This is a genomic window from Thermomicrobiales bacterium (genome assembly GCA_037045155.1).
Taxonomy (GTDB): Bacteria; Chloroflexota; Chloroflexia; order Thermomicrobiales; family CFX8; genus JAMLIA01.
Genome location: JBAOIG010000003.1, coordinates 118,359 through 137,070, shown reverse-complemented (window position 1 = coordinate 137,070; position 18,712 = coordinate 118,359). Strand labels below are relative to the sequence as shown.

The following is an 18,712-nucleotide window of genomic DNA, read 5'->3' as shown; positions in this document are numbered from 1 at the left end:
GTCGCGCGCGGCGTTGCATATCGATCTCTGCGGGCGATGGAGCCAGCGCCAGTGGGCCGGCCGACGATCGTACTCTCAAGGCGCGTGCCACACATAGCGATGTGTACGTACTGTGTCATGTCAGTGACTGTGAGTCAAGGTCTCCAGATGGGCGCGCCCGTCCACGACAAGCCGTGTGGACGGGCGGTCGTTACGGAGGTAGCGAGCCTACAGCGGGTGACGCTGGTGCCAGTGCGTTCGTTGCTGGTAGACGTGCGCGGCAGCGAGCACATCGTTCTCGCCCCAGGCGCGGCCGACGAAGGACAGCGACGTCGGCAATCCGCGTTCACCAAAGCCGTTCGGCACGGCAACTCCCGGCAGGCCGGCGATGTTCGCCGCTGCGCCGATCGCAGAGCGATTGCTGCGATCGAAGTAGCGGTCGAAGGCTTCGCCGATCGGACTGGCGACCGTCGGCAGCGTCGGGGCGATCAGCGCGTCGTAGCCCGCCATCAGCTCGTCCAGCGCCCGGCAGATCAGCCGGCGGATACGGAGCGCGCGGATATAGACATGGGCCGGAAGCGCCAGCGCAGCCAGCCCGTTGATCCGATCCTCCGGAGCGGTCAGCTCACGGACATCGCCGCTGGTCATCAGATCCTCGAATGCTGCGGCGAGCTCGCCCTGGATGATGACGCTGGCGACATCGTTGTAGGGGAACTCGGGCAGCGAAACAACTTCGACCGTTCCGATCTCTTCCAGAACAGACAGCGACGCCTCGAAGTTCGCCCGCACCTCGGGCTGGACACCAACCGTGGCGTCGGACAGTACGCCAAAGCGGAAGCCTTTCGCGCGGACGCCAGCCGGCGGCCACGCATACTCGCGCCGGCTAGCGGTTCCGTCAGCCGGGTCATCGCCGGCGATCGCCGCCAGGACAAGGCCACAATCCTCGGCGCTGCGGCACATCGGGCCGAGCTTGTCCAGCGTCCATGACAGCGCCATCGCGCCGTGACGGGACACGCGCCCATATGTCGGCCGTAGGCCGGTGATGCCGCAGAATGCGGCCGGCGTCACGATCGATCCCCACGTCTCCGACCCGATCGCGAAGCCGACCGCGCCGGCCGCCACTGCCGACCCTGAACCGCTCGACGACCCGCCGGACCAGCTCGGCGACGTGTCCGCCTGCCACGGGGTGATGCCGGGGCCGGTCAGCGATGCATTGGGCTGCTTGTACCCCATTCCGCCGGCCAGCTCGACCATCCCCAGCTTGGCGACCAGCACCGCGCCCGCGTCTCGCAGCCGACGGACAACTGTCGCGTCCGACCCAAACGTCTGATCGCGATAGGGCGGCGCGCCCCAGGTTGTCGGATATCCCTCAACCGCCAGCAGATCCTTCGCGCCCCAGGGAATACCGTGAAGAGGGCCGCGATCGTACCCCGCCCGCATCTCGGCCTCAGCAGCGACAGCCTCGCGAAGAGCCCGCTCCTCGGTAATCGTGACGACCGCGTTGTAGCGACGGGCAACCGTGTCGAGGCGCTCCAGGTACAGCCGTGTCAGCTCGGTCGGTGTCGTCTCGCGGCTACGGAGCAGCGCGCCAAGCTCGGCAATGGTCGAGTTGTAGATCTCCCTCGCCACGTCAACCCTCCGCCCGGTACGGAACGAACATGAAATCTGGCTCGTCGGCGTTGGTCAGCGGCACCGCGCGAAGTCTCTGGGCAAGTGCCTGGTGCCGGCCGACGGTGTCATGGACAACCTGGCGCGCTTCCGCGTCCAGCTCGTAGTCGATCATGGCCTCGACGGCACTGGCGAGCGCCTCTGCCAGCCGCTCGTCGGGCTGCGGCCGGCCGGCTCGATGATCTGTGGACATCTGGATCCCGCCCTTCTCGAAACGATTGATGCCAGCAGTCTAGCGCGATTGCGCCCGCTGTCGATGGCCGGCGAGACCAGCCGGAGTATCCCGCGTGCTAGTTGCTGATGACGTTGTTCCGGCGGGCGGTCAGAGGGTTTGTAAGCCGCACCGGCAGAATCCGCTCGCGGCGTCGCTCGGCCTCCAGATTCCGCACACGCGCCTTCAGCAGATCGTTCAATGAGATCATGCCGACCACCCGGCGCGTCTCCCGCTCGACCACCGGGAAGCGAGTCAGACCTGTCTCGGCCATCCGATAGACGACCAGCCGGAGCGGCTCATCGGGATAGGCAACGACCGGGTTGGGCAGCAGCAAGTCGGTGACCGAGTGGCAGTCGCCATCCGCCGACTGAACCCGATTCGATGGCACCACCCCGACCAACGTGCCGAAGTCGTCGACGATCGGGTAGAGGCGCTGGCCGAGGTGTGTGTCATCGGAGAGACGCAGATCGCGAAGCTCGCGCAACTCGGATAATGAGACGGACATCGACAGGACATCGACGTTCGACCGCATCACCTCGCGAACGAACAGAATCTCCAGCGGATCGATCGAGTACTCGCGGCTGACATGGTAGCCCCGACGGCTGATCTTTTCGGTCAGGATCGAGCGCTTGAGGACGAGCACCGTCACACCGTGGGCAATGGTGACGGCGATCAGCAGCGGCAGGAGCGGATTGATGTCGTGGGTGAGCTCCAACGCGAAAACGACGCCGGTAAACGGAGAGCGCATCGTGCCGCCCATGATCGCGCCCATCGCGATCAGCGGCCAGAAGCCGGGGCCGCGGTCGGGAAGGACATAGGCAGCCAGCCCGCCGGCCGCGCCGCCGATCATCAGTAATGGCGCCAGAACGCCACCCGACGTTCCAGAACCGAGCGAGACAGCCCAGATCGTCGACTTCACCAGCAGGATCCCGAGGATCAGGCTCGAGGCATGATCCCCCTGCAAAAGCCGCCCGATCGTTCCGTATCCAACGCCAAGCGCCTCAGGAAAGATGAGACCGCCGATGCCGACGACGACACCGCCGATCGCCGGCCACCACATCCAGTGGATAGGCAGCTTGTGAAACGCATCCTCGAAGAAGTAGACCGCTGCCGTCAGCGCCAGCGAGATGAACCCGGCGAGGACACCGATCGCGACGCAGCCAAGAATGCCGGAGATACCGATGAACTCAGGATGCGGAGGAGTCGGGAAGATCGGGCCGATGCCGATGATGTACCGTCGGGCGACCGCTGCCGTCGCGCTGGCCAGCGCCACCGGAATCAGGCTGCGTGGCTTCCATTCGAACAACAGTAGCTCGACCGCCAGCAGGACCGACGCGACGGGCGCGGCAAACGTCGCCGCCATGCCGGCCGCCGCGCCGGCCACCAGCAGCGTCTTGCGCTCCGCCGAAGTCAGCCTCAGGAACTGGGCGACGAGCGAGCCGACCGCGCCGCCGGTCATGATAATCGGGCCCTCTGCGCCAAACGGCCCGCCGGAGCCAATCGAGATGGCCGACGATATTGGCTTGAAGAACGCGACCCGTGGCTCGACCTTCGAGCCGTTGATCAGGATCGCCTCGATCGCCTCGGGGATGCCATGACCGCGGATGCGCTCCGAACCGAACCGCGCGATGAGTCCGACGATCAACGCGCCGACCACCGGGACGGCGACAATCGCCCACCCAAGATGCGAATCCGCTGGGTCGGCCATCGAAACAGATATCCGGCCGAAGAAGAACAGGTTCGTGAAAAAGCCGATCAGCTTCAGGAGAAACCAGGCGACGCCGGCGCTGACGACGCCGAGGCCAATCGCGACCGCAGTGATGAAGATCACCCGGGCGGTCGTCGTAAAATCGCCAAGCTCCATCGCCCGGTCGTCCGGGCTCACGCGCGGCAGGTCTTCAATCTGTATCGTCGCGCGACGATCCCTCGATTGGCTCGCCTCCCCGTCCGGTATCGACATCGTCAGAATCTCCCCCTCCGCTACGCACGGCGATCGGGGGCAGCTTGCGTCGACTCGGTGACAATCGCGCTCAGCGCCCGAGCAAGCTCGGGTCCCACCCGGTGTAGCTCCTCGAGATGGACCGCCGACAGTCGCGCCATAATCTCCTGACCGTCGTCTGTCATCTCAACGAACACCTGCCGACGATCGGCCGGGTTCTTCACGCGGCGCACCAGATCGCGCTGGGAGAGCCGGGAAACCAGCTCAACCGTGCTGTGGTGCCGGATCTGGAGCCGCTCGGCCAGCTCGCCGATGGTTGGCGCAACCCCGTCCGGCAATCCAGTCAGCGCCAACAGCAGCTGGTGTTGCTGCGGCTCGATTCCGGCTTCGCGAGCGGCGCGTTCGCTGAACGCAAGAAACCGGCGGATCTGATAGCGAAACTCCGCGAGTGCCCGGTGGTCGTCGATGTCGATCGGTGATCGGCGCATCTGCCCTCACAATACATCGTAACACGATATAAGTATAGGGGGATCAGTGATCCAGCGCTAGCCCCCACACGTGCCAGCGCTGGACGGCCGGCGTCATGCCCGCTCGTCTGGGTCATCTTGCTCCAACGGGTCGGGAGCGGACAATGCAGCCATCTGCTGCTCCAGCCGGGTCAGGCGATCGTCCAGCGATTGGAGGTAGGTCGCGAATGCGTTCACGTTGAAACTCGGGGTTGGCGACTTGATCGGTCCTGCCACTGGGCGAAGGGCATCATCGGCGTCGCCGCCCGGCCATATCTCGGTCAATCGCAACGAGGTTGCCAGGTTCTCGACCTCGCGGGGGGTCAGCTGAACGCCAGTCTTGGGCATCCAGGCATCGACATGACGGAGCCACTCCTCCACGGTGAACCACCAACGGCCATATCGGCTGGGCGGAGAAAGCGGGAGACGATGCTGGGTGCCAGGTGGGCTGAGCAGGAGCAGGTCAGGCCAGACGCGAAACTCGCCAGGCGGTCGGATATCGTTCACCTCCCGATAGAGCTGCTGGTTGTTCCAGAGCCAGTCGGCCAGAGCGTTCGCCGTGTTGACCGCCTGCCAGTAGGGATTTGTGTCAGTGTTGTTCGCTGGCGCCTCCTCCCATTCGCCGGTCGGGGACTGTTTGTCCCACAACCCGTTCACCTCGCCGCGGAAGGGCGTGCTAGCTCGTTTGAGCTCGGTGAGGATGAGTGTCGAACGTTCGTCGGGGCGGACAATGAACCAGTCAACGTTGCGGCCGATGTTGAACTCGGCGAATGCCCAGAATGAATCGGGGAGCCGCTTGATCGCATTGAGCACCTCGGGGTCGATCATGCTGAGCTCGCCGGCATAGATATGGGCCATTACATCGTCCCTTCTGCATTTCCCATAATGAAATTGTGACGCCAATTGCAGGGGATCCGAAACACCAACGGCGGGTGCTGAACCGCGCGGCCGGCATCTCTGGCCGGCAGAAGGCGATTCTCGCGCGATACCCGTCGCGCCTGATAACTGGCCCACGGAAGACTATTGACACAATACAGCGGCGAGATGGCCACGACAAGGAAGACGAGACCGGCGGCGCGCCTACCCGGCGGCATCCCCCGGAGCGTGTTCTGTCACGACGTAGCAGCACAGATGATCACCCGATGCCAGGTGGCAACTGCGCTGGACATCGGCGTCGAGGAGTCGTCGGTACGTTTCGAGCTCGTAATAGCAGACCTGCGGGAAGGCAGAGGCTACGCGCTGGATCGCGCAGTTGTACTGATTGACGAGATAGGTTCCAGGGCCGACCTGCTTCCAGTCGGCCAGATAGCCGAGGTCATCCATTCCCTCGGCGAGCGCTTTCACGCGTTCGCCAAGCGTCCGCGCGCTGCTGAGGCGTTGTTCGAGGTATTCAAAAGTCCGGTCGGCGCGCCGGTTGAACAGCAGGTCGAGCTTGCCCGGACCATCCATCGCCGCGAGATCGATCAGCAGGTCGACGGCCATCGTATCGTATCGACGCGGGAAGAGGCTGTCGGATTGTTTGGAGAGGCGATAGACGCGGGCCGGCCGGCCGATCGGCCGGCGAGAGATCGATGAATCGATCAACTCCTCGGATTCGAGCGCGGCGATGTGCTTGCGAACGGCCATCGAGGTAATGCCAAGCTGTCCCGCGAGCTGGTCAGCGGTGAGCCCGTCGGAACGTTTCAGGACATTGAGGATGTCGGCGCGCGTCTTGCCGCGCTGCGGATGGACCGTTTCACTCGGCATTGAGGCATCCAGGGTGGAGTCGACTCTCCGCCGGGGAGACACCCCGCGCGGGCCGCTATCATAACATAAGCACCACGGCCGCCCGCCGCGCGTCGTCTGGCGTCGGGGGTACAATTGAATCCGCACGACCGCACTCGATCACGAAGGATCTCATGCCCACGACGACCCGAGCTAATCCGATCATCCCGCTCATACCCTCGCAGTCGCCGCTCGTCATCCCGGGCGCGGGTGGCGCGAGCTGTCCTGCGCGGCAATTGCCAACCTCGCTACCGCGGCTTTCCACAGAGGATGCTCGCGCGCTGCTCTCCCGCTACGATACCGGCCCGATCGACGGCAGCGGCCAGACGATCGTTGTCGCGATGAGTGGTGGCGTTGATTCGGCAGTCGCGGCGCTGGTGCTACGCGAGCGCGGCTATCGTGTCGTCGGCGTCAATATGCGCCTCTACAACCCGCCAGACGAGCAAGGCTTCATCAACCCATGCTGCTCGATCGATGCAATGGAGGACGCGAGAGCCACGTGCCAACGAATCGATGTGCCCTTCTACGCGATGAACATGGCGAAGGAGTTCGAGGCCGGCGTCATCGATCGCTTCGTCAGCGAGTATGCCGCGGGCCGAACGCCGAACCCGTGCCTGGAGTGCAACCGGCACGTCAAGTTTCGCCATCTGATCGGCAAGGCGCGGATGCTCGGCGCGAACGGCCTCGCAACGGGCCACTACGCGCGGATCGAGCGTGACGACGCCGGGGTCTATCACCTGTTCCGCGCGGTAGATGACCAGAAGGATCAGTCGTACGTTCTCCATACCCTCGACCAGGAGCAGCTCGCCTATTTGCAGTTTCCGCTTGGCCGGCTGCGCAAGACCGAGGTTCGCGAGCTGGCCCGTGGCTTCGGCCTGCCGGTCGCTGACAAGCCGGAGAGCCAGGACCTCTGCTTCGTCGCCAGTGGCGAACACGCTGGATTCGTCGCCCGACGACTGGGCGAGGAGGCGGGGCGGATGACGACACCCGGGCCGATCGTCGATGGCGCCGGCAACGTCGTCGGCCAGCACCGGGGCCTGCTTCACTACACTGTCGGCCAGCGCAAGGGCCTCGGCGTCTCCGCGCGCGAGCCACTCTTCGTGCTCCGCCTCGACCCCCGGCAGAATCTGCTTATCGTTGGGCCCCGTTCGGAGCTGGCGACCAGCCGGATTGTCGCCGATGGTGTCTCGTTCACTGACGACCGCTGGCCAGATGCCCCGTTCGACTGCCAGATCGTCGTCCGCTACCGTGGGACGGCATATCCGGCAACCGTCGAGCCGGGTCTGCCGGGCGCGGTGATCGTCCGGGCAACCGGGCTATCGGGCGCTGTCGCGCCGGGACAGGCGATCGTGTTCTACCAGGGTGATGAAGCGCTGGGTGGCGGGACGATCCGCGCGACCGACGCGCCCGGCCTGTCGGTCGCAAGCTAGCGCGGACGGAGCCAAGCGATCATGTCGCCGTCGATCATCCTCAGCCTGACGATCGCCACCGCGCTCGGGTCCGGGTTTCACGCCATCCTCGGCCGGCGACTCTGGCAGTGGCCCGTTTACTGGGCAAGCGCGGTCGCCGGATTCTTCCTCGGGTACATCGGCGGGGTGGCGCTCGGCATTGAGGCGCTCCCGCTCGGCAGCATCCCGTTGTTCTCTTCGCTGACCGGCGCCTTCCTGCTACTGGGGCTTGCCTGGTATTTCATGGTTCCCAGCGCCGCTCGCTGATCCATCCCGGCCACGAGCGCGGCTCGAGGCATGACCTCAACCCACGATCGTGCAACAATGGATGCGCGGCATGCGCCCGAACAGCGTGGAAGCGACGACGGGGCGAGTAGTCGTGTGCGTAGGCAAGGGGGTAGCAACGAATGACCAAGACCAAGGGGATCCTGATCGGCGTCGGCGCGCTGGTCGCATTCATTATTGTGATCGTCGGACTGTACCTCCTCGGCGGCGAGCGCCAGTCCGCGCTGGAGCGCCTGCGCGACATCGTGATCGTCCTGATCGGCCTGATCTCGGTCGTGATGACGATCCTGCTCGTCGTCGTGTCGGCCGTCCTCGTCTGGGTCGCCTTCGCGATCAAGGACAAGATCATCCCGATGCTGGAGCAGCTGACCGAGACTGCCAGCCGGGTGAAAGGCACTGCCTCGTTCATGACCGAAGAGGTCGCCTCGCCGATGATTTCGTTCTACGGCAACATCGCCAAGGCTCGCGCGATGGTCAAGACCGCGGCCGGCCGCGACCGCAAGGGCAAGGGTGTCTCGACGCTGCCCGACGACTAGCGCCTGCGTGCCGCGCTGAGCGGTGGCCGGGCAGGAGGATCGAATGGAGCGGATGCCTCACGGCGAACGATCGACCCCCTGGGAGACCTGGCGCGAGATCGACTGGGATAGCACGCTGCAGGACACGAGCGGCGACACATCGTCGCTCTCGTTCGTGAGCGGCTACCTGCTCGGCGTCGCGGTCGGCCTGATCGTCGGCTTCGCCCTCGCGCCACAGTCCGGCCGGCGCATGGTCGAACAGGTCTGGCAGACCGGCATCGGGCTGCGCGAGCGGGGAGTTCGTTCGTTCTACGCCCACGTCGATGAGGAAACGCTTGTTGACGAGGCAGAGCAGGCAGAGACGGAATTGATGCGCCGGATCCACCGGCAGGAGTAAGCCGTCACGTGGCGGCCGGGGGTGAGGGTAAGAGTTGATGAGCGAGAGTCTCGACGCGATCATCGCCGAGCAGATGGCGCGCTGGACGGTTCCCGGCGTCACTGTCGGGATCCTGCGCGACGGCAAGCGCAGTCTCCACGCCTGGGGAGTGACGAGCCTGGAAACCGGGCAGCCGGCCCGGCCAGACACGCTGTTTCAGATCGGGTCGATCTCGAAGGTCTTCTGCGCGACACTCGTGATGCTGCTCGTCGACGAGGGCAAGGTCGACCTCGACGCGCCGATCGTGACCTACCTGCCGGACCTCCGGCTGGCCGACGAAACTGCCCAGGCCGGCGTTACCCTGCGCCACACGCTGACACACACCAGCGGCATCTACGGCGACTTCTTCGACGACTTCGGCATGGGTGACGACGCGCTGGCAAAGTCGGTCGAGGCATTCCGGACATTGCGCCAGTGGACGCCACTGGGGAGCTCCTGGGCATATTGCAACGTGGGCTTCAATCTGGCCGGCGCGGTCGTCGAGAAGGTCCTCGGCCTGACGTTCGAGCAGGCCATGCGCGAGCGCGTCTTCGAACCGTTGGGCCTCGACGACAGTGTCTATTTCGCCCACGAGGCGATCGTCCACTCGGCGGCCGTCGGCCACACACTTATCGACCCGGCAGGCGACGCGCAGGAAATCGCCCGCAGCTACCCGCTGCCGCGCTGCGTCAACCCGGCCGGCGGGATCATCTCGACGGTCGACGACCTCCTGTCGTTCGCCCAGATGCACATGAACAGCGGCAAGCTCGCAGACCGGCAGGTTCTCTCTGCCGCATCGGCGACGGCCATGCAGGAGAAGCAGACGATCGCGGGCAACTGGGCCGACGAGTGGGGCCTCGGCTGGGACATCCGGTGGGTGGACGGCGAGAAGCTGATCGGCCACGGCGGCACGACCAACGGCTTCCAGGCGCGACTGACGGCCGTCCCCGGCCGCGACTACGCAATCGCGATGCTCACCAACAGTGGCCGGGGCGCAGCGCTCTACAACGCCGTCGAGAAGTGGGCGCTGGCCGACGACCTCGGCATGGACCTGCGCGACCCCGAACGTGTCGCGCTGACGGACGTGCAGCTCGACGCGATCGCCGGCCACTACAGCCAGCCGCAGGCGGTCTACACCGTCAGTGTCGAGGACGACGGGCTGCGGCTGGAGGCAACCAGCATCAGCGCGCTCTCCGGCAAGCGAACGACCCCACCGGCGGACCATCTTGCCCCGGTCGGCGAGCGGGAGTTCCTCGTCACCACCGGCGCAAGCGCCGGCCGCCGTGTCGACTTCTTTGACGGAGACAGCGCCCGCCCGCGATTCATCCGCAACGGCGGCCGCCTCGCCGAACGCGACTGACCGCCACCCCAGCGGGGCGAACACACGGGGGCGAACACGAGGTTCGCCCCTACACCGTCCCCCGTCCCCCGTCCCTGTCTCGGACGAGCGGCAACGTGCTGCAATGGATGCCGCCGCCGTTCTTGCGGATCTCGCTGTAGTCGATCTCGATTGACTCGACGCCGGCCGCCGTCAGTCGCTCGCGCGTGCGCGGGCAGCCCTCGGAGATGATCACCCGGCCGGGGCGGACGGCGAGGCAGTTCACCGCGTGTCCCTCGCTGGGCCAGACATACACCAGCTGGATCCCCAGCGCCTTCAGCTCGTCGAGGAACCAGTACGGCAGCCGCGCCATGTTCACCAGCGCCGTCCGATGATCGACCATCAGGATTGCGCCGTCGATGTGCAGGGCGTGGCCGGTGAGCGGCACGCGGATCAGGCGCGTCCCGCTGGCCCGCAGGACGTCCTCCAGCTGGCGCGCGCCCTCCTCGTTCTGCCGGAACGACATGCCGAGCGCGGCGACCTTCGGCGTCAGGAAGCAGAACGAGCCGCCCTCGATCAGCCCTGTCCCATTGATCGTCCGCAGGATCGGCATGCCGAGGTTAGCAATCACCTTCGTGATGTACGCCTCCTCGCCCCGCCGGCCATAGCCCGGATCGGCTCCGACCGGACCCATCCGGCAGATCACCGCGCCGCCGTCCACGGCGATCGCCTGATCGCGGGTGAACACCGCCTTGACATCGCCCAGCGAGCCCCCGACATCGACGATCTCGACGCCCTCGGCCACGAGCGCCGCCCGCAGCCCGTCGTGCTGGCGCTGCATCAGCGCGACATCCGGCCCCGTCTCGTCGCGTCAGTACCACTGCTCGCGGTCGTCGATCAGCGCCTCGATCGACTCGTCGTACTTGTCCGGGTCGATCGTCGCCATCTCCGCGCCCGGCCGGTGGAGCGCGACGAGGCGCAGCCGGCCGACATCGTCGCCGACCCCCCACTGCCGGCCCCAGACGCGCTCCTGCATCGCGCGGTCCTCGAACGGCGGCTCCGCTCGCGGCGGAATGCGCTCCAGCACGACATGGTAATACGCCTCGCTATTCCTGATCTCCGCCAAAATCCGCTCCCTCCCTGTGTCGTCGGGAGGGTAGCACGGTGGGGACGGGGGATGGGGGATGAGGGATGGGGGACGGGGGTGGGGCGGCTGCTCGTAGGGGCGAACCTTGTGTTCGCCCCTTTGTGTTCGCCCCCCGTAGATCGCCACCTGTGAACAGCGGCGTGAGCCGGCCGGCTAGCGGCGCAGAGGTGGGGAGCAGCGGACGACGGTCGTCTCCAGGTTCGTGTGGTATTCGACCTCCTTGCCACCGATCGAGAGCCGGACGGCATAGCCGGGCGTGATCACCGGCAGATAGACCATGTCCGGCTTCGGGCAGCCGAGCGCCGACGACTCCCAGTCGACCGCCGCCCAGGCAACGACCACGACCTGCTCGACCGGCACGCTCGCCGCTTCGGCAGCGGCCCCGACGGCCAGCCGCACCGGCCCCGGCAGATCGCCGCTTGGCGTCACCCAGGCTTCCCCCGTCGGCAACGCGCCGACTGGCGGCGAGGCCGGCAGTGGCGCAGGCGTCGACACCGTCGCTGTCGGCGCGGTCGCCCCCGGCGTCGATGTCGGACTCGCGCTCCCGCCACAGGTGGCGAGGATCAGCAGCAGTGGGATGACGACGAGAGTTCGCACGGCAAGGATCCTTTCGGGACGCGGGACGCGGGACGTGGGACGCGAGGGTACTATACGGGACGCGTGCGAGGTGGGGAGATCACATCCGAAAGGACACCGTCTGATGCGCTACATCGACATCTGTACCCTGTCGACCGGCCTGCCGCTGCGGATCGCCGTCCACGAGATCGTGGGCGCAAGGCCGGGTCCCGTCGTTGGCCTCACCGCTGGCGTGCATGGCGACGAGCTGGCGCCGGTCGAGGCGCTCCGGCGGCTGGTCGCCGGGATCGACCCCCGCGAGCTGGCCGGCACGCTGCGAATCGCGCCGGTCGTCAACCCGCTCGCCTTCCAGGCGCAGACGCGCCACACGCCGCAGGATGGCCAGAACCTCAATCGCGTCTTCCCCGGCGACCCGGCCGGCTGGCTGACCGAGCAGCTCGCCGCCGCGTTCGTCGACGGCTTCCTGCCGGGACTCGACGCGTTGATCGACTTGCACGCCGGCGGCGCGCTGCCGACCGTCGACTACGCCTACATAGACAACGACGAGCCGCTATCGCGCGCGCTGGGGACGAAGATCCTCTATCGCGGGCCGGGCTACCCCGGCACCCTCTCGGCCGTTGCTGTCGAGCGCGGCGTCCGCACCGTCGTCACCGAGCTGGGCGGCGGGCTGCTGCGCGACGAGGAGTACATCTCCCGGACGGTCGCGGGCCTGCGCAACGCGCTGCGCCACCTCGGCGCGCTCGCCGGCGAGCCAACACGGCGCGACGACCAGATCGTCCTCGACCGCCTCACGATCGTGCGGCCCCGCCACGGCGGGCTGCTCGTGCCGGCCGTCGGCGTCGACCGCCTCGGCGACGCCATCCCCGGCGGCACGCTCCTCGGCACGACCTACAATCCGCAGACGTTCGAAGAGCTCGAACGCTTCCACGCCCCCTTCCCCGAGACTCTCCTCATCCTCGCCCGCGGCGCCGTCACCCGCGTCGAAACCGGCGACTACGCGTATATGGTCGGAGACGGGGGATGAGGGATGAGGGACGGGGGATGAGTGGCTAGAGTGGATCCCGTGTCTGTCATGGCGATACGGTCGGGACAGGAGTCATCTCGCCGTCTTGTCGTCCCGAATGGGTCGTCAACGCCAAGGTGGCGAATACGCCAGCATGGAAACTGACCTCGTCTTTTTGTCATCTTGAGCCGCAGCGAAAGATCTCCCACCCGTTCGATGGGGTCCAATGCAGCAGAGATTCCTCGCGTGCGCGCTCAAAATGACAGACCACAGGGGTAAGCTGCCACGCCGTCATCTATGCCACTTTGGCGCTGACAACCCACCGAGCGCGCACGAGAGGGGAGATCCTTCGGCTGCGCGGGCGCCATCGCCCATGGGGCACCCGGGCAGAGGATGACAAGGACGCGAGAGTTGCTACCGTCCCTCGTCCCTGACGCACAAAGAAAGACCCCCGGTTTCCCGGGGGTCCCTCCAGAGCGTCGTCAGTCAGATCGGGTGATCGGGCTGCGCGCTGCCCTTGGTAGCGTGCCTACGGCGCGACCACTCCCACACCTGGGTTGATGAAGAAGAGGCACGGGCCGTCCCAGTCCTGGAATGCGCGGAACTGGCCGCACGGGTTATAGCTATTCCAGATGACCGAGCCATCACCCTGCACCTGGTAGTCCACGTTGCTCGTCGTCGACACGTAGGGCAGGTTGCCCGAGGTGATCACCGAGCCGTAGTAGCCGTTCGGCAGGTTGTGCTGCGTCATCGTGTACGCAATCCCGATGGACTGCGCCGGGATGATCAGGGTGTTGACGCCGAAGTTCGCGGCGTTGTAGCCACTCTGGTTCAGCCAGAACACCTTGATCGAGTTCTGGATCGGCAGCGGGTTCAGCATCGTGATGCCGCTCGTCGCTCCCATGCCCGTCGCCGGGTTGCCCTTCTGCACCAGCGGGTTCGCCTGAACGAGGCTCAGGTTCGCCGTGGCGTTGTAGGTCATCGCCTGGCCGACGTTGTTGTCGTTGCCGAAGTACTTCACGGCGTCAACCGCCGCGGCAACCGGGTAGTCGGACAGGATCAGCGCGCCAGCAACCTGGTCGTACATCGGGTTCTGCTGATTCTGGTCCTGATCCGGCTGGCTCGGTCGGTACGACACGAGCATGCCGTGCGGCGCGAGCCGCTGGGTCACGACCTGAATCGCGTTGCCGTTGTGCACGTACTGGATGTTGACGTTGTTGTCGATATCAACAAGGTTGGCCACCGAGAAGCCGGTGTTCCAGCCGTTGTAGTCCATGTACACAGTCGGGGCGAACAGAACGTACTGGCCGGCAAACGGGTAGAAGAACCCTCCATCGAAGTCTGGATCGCAGCGATTCTCGCAGAACGAATCGTCCTGGACCTCGAAGTTCGCCAGGCTGCCGATGTTCGTCAGCCACATGTTCGTGCCGACCTTGTACCGGTCAGCGATCGCGCCAATGGCGTCGTCCGACAGGATATGGACGTTGCCAGTCCAGCCCTCGGGGACATAGTCCGAGAGGGTGATCTGGTAGACAGCGCCGACGCTGATCAGCACATTCTGCTGCCAGCCGGTCGCCAGCGAGCCGGAGCCGTCGCCATCGTTCGGGAAGAACCGCAGCGTCACCGCCGCGTTGGCGTCCCAACCGAGGTTGGCAACCGTCACACGGGTGTCCCAAGCGCCGCCCGGGCCGCCGTTGGTCTGGACCAGCGGGATGTAGACGCCGTCGGCCAGATCATCGTTCAGGTCGTAATCGACCTCAGCGCCGGACAGGCCGTTGTAGCCCGAGACGGCGGTGTCCGCCGACGTCGTGTACGGCAGGCTTGCGCCGGCCACAGCCGACTTCAGCACGCCAGCGGCGTACAGCGGGGTAACGTCCGTCTTCTTCACCGCGATGTAATCGCAGTCGTTGAAGTCGCCGTCGTTGTTGATGTCGTGCCCGTAGTCGCCTTCGCAGACGTACTTCAAGCCGTCATACGAGTCCGTGCCCTCATAGAGGCCGGCCACGACCGGAGCGCCCGGCGCAGGAACGCCGAGATAGTCGGCGGTGAACGTCTTCGACGCGCCTGCCGCCAGGAAGGCGTAGGTGCTGTACGTCCAACCATTGCCGTTGCCGACATAGAAGAAGACGTAGCCGTCCTTCTTTGTCAGGTTCTGGATCGACACTGAGCCATCGGCAGCGCCGAGGCCGAAGTTGTCGTTGTTGTAAACCCACGGGAAGTAGACTTCCTGGGCGCCGTCGAGGCTCCAGGTCAGGTTGCCCGGCGCAACACCCGGCGTCCATCCTGGTGTCGGCGCGGCAGCAGCGGCAGGCGACGCGCCGAAAACGGCGAGCAGCCCGGCCAGCATGCCCAGGGTGGCTACCACCCGAAGAAACCGAGAGGGCTTCTTCAACTCTGATGCTCCTTTACCCCACTGTGCTTGTTCATGAACCCCATAACCCCATCGCAAGCACACAACCCGATGATGGCCATTGTTGACTTGCCGGCGCAAGAATCAGCGCGGCAGGCGCGTATCACGTCGTTACGTGCCCCCTTTCGATACCCCACACGTCTTCGCGATGCAGGTAAGGTCTGTGCCCGAGTATAGGAATTGCGGCCAGCACTGTCAACGCGTGGCCCCCGTCACCCCTGTACCTACGCACCCCTTCACCCTCGCGCCCCCGGCGTCATCTTCCGGGCACTTATAGAACGACCGACGCTCGCGAAAGTTGCGCGGCGTGCGACTGGGACCCCACCCCCCGCCCCTCCCCCGCGGGGAGAGGGGAGCGAAGGACGCGGGGAGATCTCTCGGCTGTGGCCTCCGGGCGAGAGAGCAGACGTCGATCCCTGCGTAGGGACGGCGCTCGCCTACTCAGTGGTCCGACCAGCATGAAGTGTCAGGTTGGCAGCCTCCCTATCCCTTGTCATCCTCTGCCCGGGTGCCCCCTGGGCGATGGCGCCCGCGCAACCGAAGGATCTCCCTGCGTTCGACTCTACCCAGCCAGGGGAGATTCCTCGCTGCGGCTCGGAATGACAACGAGCGGTGATGCCTGTCGCACCACAATACAGGACACAGCCTCCCCGCACCTTGTCATCCTCTGCCCGGGTGCCCCCTGGGCGATGGCGCCCGCGCAGCCGAAGGATCTCTCCTGCGTCTGACTGTATCCAGCCAGGGGAGATTCCTCGCTGCGGCTCGGAATGACAACGAGCGGTGATGCCTGTCGCACCACAATACAGGACACATCACGTTGGTCGGAGCACTCAGGATGACAAAGGGCCAGCGTCGCCCCCGTCCCGCATCCCGCATCCCCCGTCCCCCAAAAAGAAAAGACCCCCGGTTTCCCGGGGGTCCCTCCAGAGCTTCGTCAGTCAGATCAGGCGATCGGGCTGCGCGCCGCCCTTGGTGTCCGGTGGCAACTAGTTGACTGGCTCGCCGCCGTCCGGCATCTGCATGCCGAAGACGCAGTAGCCGGTCTGATCGCCCGTGTAGTCGATCGAACGGAACAGACCGCATGGGTTGTACCCGTTCCAGACCACCGAGCCGTCACCCTGCACCTGGTAGTCCACGTTCGCCGTCACCGCCACGAATGGCAGCACGTACGACATCGCGACCGCCGAGCCGTAGTACCCGTTCGGCAGGTTGTGCTGCGTCATCGTGTACGCAATCCCGATCGACTGCGCCGGGATGATCAGCGTGCTGATCCCGAAGTTCGAGGCGTTGTAGCCACTCTGGTTCAGCCACATCACCTGGATCGAGTTCTGGATCGGCAGCGGGTTCAGCATCGACAGACCCGAGGTCGCCCCCATGCCCGTCGCCGGATTCCCCTTCTGCACCAGCGGGAAGAACTGCACGTTGCTCAGGTTCGCCGTGGCGTTGTACGTCATCGCCTGGCCAACGTTGTTGTCGTTGCCGAAGTACTTGACCGCGTCAACCGCCGCGGCAACCGGGTAGTCTGACAGAATCAGCGCGCCAGCAACCTGGTCGTACATCGGATTTTGCTGATTCTGGTCCTGGTCCGGCTGGCTCGGCCGATAGGCCGTCAGCATGCCGTGCGGCGCGAGCCGCTGCGTCACGACCTGAATCGCGTTGCCGTTGTGCACGTACTGGATGTTGACGTTGTTGTCCGTCTCCACCAGGTTCGACACCGAGAAGCCGGTGTTCCAGCCGTTGTAGTCCATGTAGACCAGCGGCGCGAACAGCGCGTACTGACCGGCGAACGGATAGTAGAAGCCACCATCAGCGCTACCACCCTGAACCGGCCCGTAGGAGAACTCGCCGACCTCGAAGGTCGACAGGCTGCCGATGTTCGTCAGCCACATGTCCGTGCCGACCTTGTACCGATCGGCGATCGCGCCGATCAGGTCGTCGGACAGGATGTGGACGTTACCAGTCCAGCCTTCCGGCACGTAGTCCGAGAGGGTGATCTGGTAGACCGCGCCGACGCTGATCAGCACGTTCTGCTGCCAGCCGGTCTGCAGTGAGCCGGAGCCATCGCCGTCGTTCGGGAAGAACCGCAGCGTCACCGCCGCGTTGGCGTCAACGCCCAGGTTCGCAACCGTCACACGGGTGTTCCATGCGCCGCCCGGACCAACGTTGGTCTGGACGATCGGGATGTAGAGACCCTGCGCAACGAAGAAGTCACGCGGCCAGCCTTCGCAGTGAGTCGGGCTGCCCGGGTTGATCGGCCAATCCCAGTCGTGATCGACGACAGGATCGGTGTGATAGAGCTCCCAGTCGTAGTTGAAGTAGCAGTTGTAGACCTCAGCGCCCGACATGCCGTTGTAGCCGGAGACCGAGCTGTCCGCAGACGTCGTGTACGGCAGGCTCGCGCCGGCCACAGCCGACTTCACCACGCCGCCAGCCGTCAGCGGATACAGGAACGACTTCTTCACCGCGATGTACCCGCAGTCGTTGAAGTCGCCGTCGTCGTTGATGTCATGCCCGTAGTCGCCTTCGCAGACGTACTTCGAGCCATCGTACGATTGCTTACCTTCGTACAGCCCGGCCACAACCGGAGCGCCCGACGCCGGAACGCCGATCGACGCTGCCGAGAAGGTCTTCGACGCGCCAGCGGCCAGGAAGGCGTACGTCGTGTACGTCCAGCCATTGCCGTTGCCAACGTAGAAGAAGACGTAGCCGTCGACATTCGTCAGGTTCTGGATCGACACCGATCCGTTCGCCGGACCAAAGTCGTGGCGATCATCCTGATGGTCGGTGTCATTGAACTTGTCACCATTGTAGACCCACGGGAAGTAGACTTCCTGGGCGCCAGGCTTCGCGACCGTATCGACGATGTTGCCCGGCGCAACGCCAGGCGTCCATCCCGGATCCGGCGCGGCAGCAGCGGCAGGCGACGCGCCGAAAACGGCGAGCAGTCCGGCCAGCATGCCCAGGGTGGCTACCACCCGAAGAAACCGTGAGGGCTTCTTCAACTCTGGTTCTCCTTAACCCCACTGTGCTTGTTCATGAACCCCACAACCGTCATCGCAAGCACACGAACCGATGATGGTCTTTTTCGCTGTCGTGCCGGCATGGCTCTTTCACCTCCGGCTGGCGTATTTCACCTCGCTATACGCCCCCTTTCGCTACCCCACACAGTGCCACAACGCTTGTCAGGCCCGCCCGAGTATAGGGAACGGGCGCTGGCGCTGTCAACGCGCGGGCCTCCGTCGTCCACGTACTTACGCGCCTCTTTGCGGACCTGGCGCGGTCGCCTTCGCGAACGTCGGAGACCGGCGCGCCCATCGAGCGCTCACCCGGCCCGCGGCCGGCGCTGATCCCTGACACTCTACTAACGCACGAGCTCGCCGGTGGTTGCGCGATTCGGCCGGCGGGTTTCTGGGGACCCCACCCCCCGCCCCTCCCCTGTGAGGAGAGGGGAGATAAAGACGCCCGCGCTCTCTCCATCGTCAGTGACGAATGGACAGGGAGATTCCTCGCTGCGGCTCGGAATGA

17 protein-coding genes are annotated in these 18,712 nt (G+C 65.5%); 6 read left to right on the top strand and 11 right to left on the bottom strand.

The genetic code is table 11. The features are described 5' to 3' along the window. Positions 1 to 207 precede the first annotated feature (207 nt). From V9F06_03780 to V9F06_03755, 6 genes are all read right to left on the bottom strand, one after another. Positions 208 to 1,608 carry an amidase gene (locus tag V9F06_03780; GenBank protein ID MEI2616750.1) on the bottom strand — a complete coding sequence of 467 codons (1,401 nt, stop codon included), beginning with the start codon at positions 1,606 to 1,608 and terminating at the stop codon, positions 208 to 210. A 1-nt stretch (position 1,609) separates the two neighbouring features. Further along, entirely contained in the window at positions 1,610 to 1,840 is a 231-nt protein-coding gene (locus V9F06_03775; protein ID MEI2616749.1) for an AtzG-like protein, read from the bottom strand. A 97-nt stretch (positions 1,841 to 1,937) separates the two neighbouring features. After that, positions 1,938 to 3,821: a chloride channel protein gene (locus V9F06_03770; protein MEI2616748.1), complete on the bottom strand. Its 1,884-nt coding sequence runs from the start codon at positions 3,819 to 3,821 to the stop codon at positions 1,938 to 1,940. 20 nt (positions 3,822 to 3,841) lie between these two features. Beyond that, the gene (locus V9F06_03765; protein MEI2616747.1) at positions 3,842 to 4,288 is read right to left on the bottom strand and encodes a MarR family transcriptional regulator; all 447 of its coding nucleotides are present in this window, start codon (positions 4,286 to 4,288) and stop codon (positions 3,842 to 3,844) included. Between the two features lie 93 nt (positions 4,289 to 4,381). Beyond that, complete coding sequence (locus V9F06_03760; GenBank protein ID MEI2616746.1) at positions 4,382 to 5,164, bottom strand: hypothetical protein; 783 nt, start codon at positions 5,162 to 5,164, stop codon at positions 4,382 to 4,384. Between the two features lie 222 nt (positions 5,165 to 5,386). Beyond that, complete coding sequence (locus V9F06_03755; protein MEI2616745.1) at positions 5,387 to 6,052, bottom strand: metalloregulator ArsR/SmtB family transcription factor; 666 nt, start codon at positions 6,050 to 6,052, stop codon at positions 5,387 to 5,389. 152 nt (positions 6,053 to 6,204) lie between these two features. Between V9F06_03755 and mnmA the strand changes: the two genes are divergently transcribed. From mnmA to V9F06_03730, 5 genes are all read left to right on the top strand, one after another. Further along, positions 6,205 to 7,500, top strand: coding sequence for a tRNA 2-thiouridine(34) synthase MnmA (mnmA, locus tag V9F06_03750; GenBank protein MEI2616744.1), 1,296 nt, complete (start codon positions 6,205 to 6,207; stop codon positions 7,498 to 7,500). Positions 7,501 to 7,521: 21 nt separating this feature from the next. Next, a complete protein-coding gene (locus tag V9F06_03745; GenBank protein ID MEI2616743.1) occupies positions 7,522 to 7,785 on the top strand; it encodes a hypothetical protein in 264 nt (87 codons plus the stop codon). Between the two features lie 140 nt (positions 7,786 to 7,925). Continuing rightward, positions 7,926 to 8,339, top strand: a complete 414-nt coding sequence (locus V9F06_03740) for a hypothetical protein (GenBank protein MEI2616742.1) — start codon at positions 7,926 to 7,928, stop codon at positions 8,337 to 8,339. Positions 8,340 to 8,382: 43 nt separating this feature from the next. After that, positions 8,383 to 8,715 carry a YtxH domain-containing protein gene (locus V9F06_03735; protein MEI2616741.1) on the top strand — a complete coding sequence of 111 codons (333 nt, stop codon included), beginning with the start codon at positions 8,383 to 8,385 and terminating at the stop codon, positions 8,713 to 8,715. Between the two features lie 37 nt (positions 8,716 to 8,752). Further along, the gene (locus V9F06_03730; GenBank protein MEI2616740.1) at positions 8,753 to 10,093 is read left to right on the top strand and encodes a serine hydrolase domain-containing protein; all 1,341 of its coding nucleotides are present in this window, start codon (positions 8,753 to 8,755) and stop codon (positions 10,091 to 10,093) included. A 49-nt stretch (positions 10,094 to 10,142) separates the two neighbouring features. Here V9F06_03730 and V9F06_03725 read toward each other — a convergent pair whose 3' ends face one another. The 3 genes from V9F06_03725 to V9F06_03715 form a co-directional block, all read right to left on the bottom strand. Continuing rightward, entirely contained in the window at positions 10,143 to 10,892 is a 750-nt protein-coding gene (locus V9F06_03725) for an arginine deiminase family protein (GenBank protein MEI2616739.1), read from the bottom strand. Between the two features lie 30 nt (positions 10,893 to 10,922). Then, the gene (locus V9F06_03720) at positions 10,923 to 11,177 is read right to left on the bottom strand and encodes a hypothetical protein (protein MEI2616738.1); all 255 of its coding nucleotides are present in this window, start codon (positions 11,175 to 11,177) and stop codon (positions 10,923 to 10,925) included. Positions 11,178 to 11,351: 174 nt separating this feature from the next. Next, positions 11,352 to 11,795 carry a hypothetical protein gene (locus tag V9F06_03715; protein MEI2616737.1) on the bottom strand — a complete coding sequence of 148 codons (444 nt, stop codon included), beginning with the start codon at positions 11,793 to 11,795 and terminating at the stop codon, positions 11,352 to 11,354. 103 nt (positions 11,796 to 11,898) lie between these two features. Here V9F06_03715 and V9F06_03710 point away from each other — a divergent pair, with 103 nt between their 5' ends. Continuing rightward, on the top strand, positions 11,899 to 12,798 hold the full coding sequence (locus V9F06_03710; GenBank protein ID MEI2616736.1) for a succinylglutamate desuccinylase/aspartoacylase family protein: 900 nt from the start codon (positions 11,899 to 11,901) through the stop codon (positions 12,796 to 12,798). A gap of 508 nt (positions 12,799 to 13,306) precedes the next feature. On the opposite strand, the gene V9F06_03705 is transcribed toward V9F06_03710, so the two are convergent. Together V9F06_03705 and V9F06_03700 are read right to left on the bottom strand one after the other, a co-directional pair. Then, a complete protein-coding gene (locus V9F06_03705) occupies positions 13,307 to 15,169 on the bottom strand; it encodes a hypothetical protein (GenBank protein MEI2616735.1) in 1,863 nt (620 codons plus the stop codon). Positions 15,170 to 16,173: 1,004 nt separating this feature from the next. Next, a complete protein-coding gene (locus tag V9F06_03700; protein ID MEI2616734.1) occupies positions 16,174 to 18,189 on the bottom strand; it encodes a hypothetical protein in 2,016 nt (671 codons plus the stop codon). Positions 18,190 to 18,712 lie beyond the last annotated feature (523 nt).